General features: G+C 66.1%; 2 protein-coding genes and 3 pseudogenes. 1 reads left to right on the plus strand and 4 read right to left on the minus strand.

Going from position 1 to position 2,330, the window contains the following annotated elements:
• Nucleotides 1-111: pseudogene (locus J4557_RS48970) on the plus strand (IS5/IS1182 family transposase); the annotation flags it as partial.
• Between the two features lie 239 nt (nt 112-350).
• Here the strand turns inward: J4557_RS48970 and J4557_RS50645 are convergent.
• The 4 genes and pseudogenes from J4557_RS50645 to J4557_RS48985 form a co-directional block, all read right to left on the minus strand.
• Nucleotides 351-899, minus strand: a pseudogene (locus J4557_RS50645) (class I SAM-dependent methyltransferase); the annotation flags it as partial.
• A 40-nt stretch (nt 900-939) separates the two neighbouring features.
• A complete protein-coding gene (locus J4557_RS48975) occupies nt 940-1,464 on the minus strand; it encodes a hypothetical protein (RefSeq protein WP_208274813.1) in 525 nt (174 codons plus the stop codon).
• A 41-nt stretch (nt 1,465-1,505) separates the two neighbouring features.
• Nucleotides 1,506-2,183 (minus strand): glycine-rich domain-containing protein, encoded by a 678-nt coding sequence (locus tag J4557_RS48980; protein ID WP_208274815.1) that lies wholly within the window; start codon nt 2,181-2,183, stop codon nt 1,506-1,508.
• Nucleotides 2,184-2,213: 30 nt separating this feature from the next.
• Nucleotides 2,214-2,330: pseudogene (locus tag J4557_RS48985) on the minus strand (IS5/IS1182 family transposase); the annotation flags it as partial.

Below are 2,330 nucleotides of genomic sequence, written 5' to 3' on the forward strand. Positions count from 1 at the left end.
CAGCTCAAGTCATGGCGAATCCTACGGAAGCTGCGCTGCTGCCCCCACCGCGCCGGCCGCATCGCCAAGGCCATCCATACCCTGCAACTCCGCGAAACCGCAGCACGCTGAAAAAGGCTCAGTGTCCGGGGATCGGAGATATGCCGGTCGAGTGCAGCGGTGAGGCCTGTCAGCTCGGCCGACGTGATCACCTTCTGAGCCACGATCCGGTCGGCCAACTTGGTCACGAAATCGAGAAGGCCGGCTCGTGCGCCATTGCCCGGCGGATAGACGAAGACCCGGGGATCGGCCTGGACGTCGACGAGGCCGGCCTCACGGAGAAGATGGGGAAGCCGCCGGGCCACGTGGAGGTCCATGCCCGTCAGCCGGGCGTACCGTCCGAGGACGTCCACGACCCTTGTCCATGCCGGCAGCGGCGGATGGCAGATGTGCGAGACGAAGTCGGGTTCGTGGAAGGCGACGACGCCGCCGGGGCGCGCAAGCGCGGCGGCTTCAGCGACGATCTGCTCCCGGCCCGGCGCGATGATCAGCACCAGGCTGGCCGTCACGAGGTCGAACGCCGCCTCCGCCAGGCCGGTGTCGCGGGCGTCCCCCTGGAGGATCTCGACGTTGCGCAGCCCGCGTTCCCGGACCAGCCGCCGGGCCTGCGCCACCGCCAGGGCCCTGCGGTCGACCCCGATCACGCTACCGGTGGGCCCGACCCGAGCGGACAGCTCTTCGAGGTCCCCGCCCGGGCCGCATCCCAGCTCGACGACACGGGCCCCCGGCGGGAGCGCTATCTCGTCGAGCAGCCACGTGACATCCCTGCCGGATCGCCCTGATCGCCCGGATCCTCGCCGTGGCCGCGGCCGGTCGGCGGGCCCGTGCTCGGTGACGGAGCCTTCGGAATCCCTCATCATCCCGCCGTGTGGCACGCGGGTGATCCGCCGACGTTCCGTCTCACGTGGGAGGCCGCAGGACGCAGCACGTGGACCTGCAATTGCACACCGACACGCAGGTCCCGCCGTGGCAGATCGCTTCCTTCGCCTCACTGGCGTTGGGCATCTGGATGCGCAGGCGTCCTTTGCGGAGTTCCGTGACGTCCTCCGGCGATTCCGCGACCGTCCCCAAAGCCGCGCCCGCCGAAAGCGTCTTCCTTGCGACCCCTGCCAACTCGTCCGCCCGCACCCTCACGACGGACCGCACCGTCACCTTCGCGTCCTTCGTGACCCACAGTACGGTCCCGGAATGCGGAAGTTCAGACTCGGCCGCCTGGGTGAACTGGACGATGTCGCCCCGTGCGATCTCGATGCTCAGAGAGATGTCGTTGAGGCTGGGATGGAGCGTGACGATCCCCGTTTCGGACGAACGTCCAATATAGCCTTGCATGGTGACCAGGCCAGCCGCCCGGCCGTCGGTCATCAGCTTTTCGAGCAGCGGGTTGACGGGGATATCGGGCGTGGGACCGGATTCCTTTTCTGACATCAATCTTCCCCTTCTGGACAGTAGTGCGATGGTCGAAACGGTCATGCGCTCAGGCGAAGCAATCCGCATTCGAACAGCACGGTGACAAGCGCGGTCCTCTCCTCGTCGGTGAGGGCTCCGGGAAGCTCCCGCACGTGGAAGGCTCCCGTCCGGCAGGTGAACTCCAAGGCATCCCGAGCGAGTGAGTTCACGGCCATGACGACATCGCCGGAATCATCCAGCAGTTCGACCATGCCGCCCTTGTCGCGAACGGACAGGTCACCGATCCCGTCGTTGAACATGCGGCGTGCCGGAGTGATGTTCTTGGCGTCATACCAGGTATCCGGAAGCGCCTCTTGGAACAGCGCCTCGTATCGGCTCCGGAACTCGCCGAACGACATCGGGACCGCTGCGCCGCCGCTGCCGGGAGCGGGTGAGCTGTGCGGGCTGTGCGACATGTACTTGCCGAAGTAGCGGTCGCAGAATTCCATGTACTCCGCGGTGAACAGGATGAACTGGTGCCATGCCTCGTCGACCCGTGCCGAGTACATCTCCCACGGCACGTTGTCGTCGGTCTGCACGAGCACGATGAATCTCTTCACCTCGGTGAAGAGGCGACCCGCCTCTTCGGGAGAGTCGGCGATGCGGTTCTTCAGAAGCTTGTCGATGACGAACGGGGCCTCATAGTCGAGCGCGTCGAGGGCGCTCGCTGCCAGCGGCGGGCTCGCTGGAAGGTTCATTGCCGGCTCCTTGTGAACAGTGACCCTTTTTCATCCTCGGGTGAGCTCGTAGTTCTGCAGGACGGCGATGGTCTTGACCAGGTGGCCGGCCTTGCCGGGGCTACAGCGGAGCTTGCGGAGGATTCGCCATGATTTGAGCTGGGCGTT

Source organism: Actinomadura nitritigenes (genome assembly GCF_017573545.1).
GTDB lineage: Bacteria > Actinomycetota > Actinomycetes > Streptosporangiales > Streptosporangiaceae > Spirillospora > Spirillospora nitritigenes.

Bases quoted from the DNA above. Each gene is read 5' to 3' on its own strand.
- J4557_RS48975 (WP_208274813.1), bottom strand. From the start codon at position 1,464: ATGTCAGAAAAGGAATCCGGTCCCACGCCCGATATCCCCGTCAACCCG.
- J4557_RS48980 (WP_208274815.1), bottom strand. From the start codon at position 2,183: ATGAACCTTCCAGCGAGCCCGCCGCTGGCAGCGAGCGCCCTCGACGCG.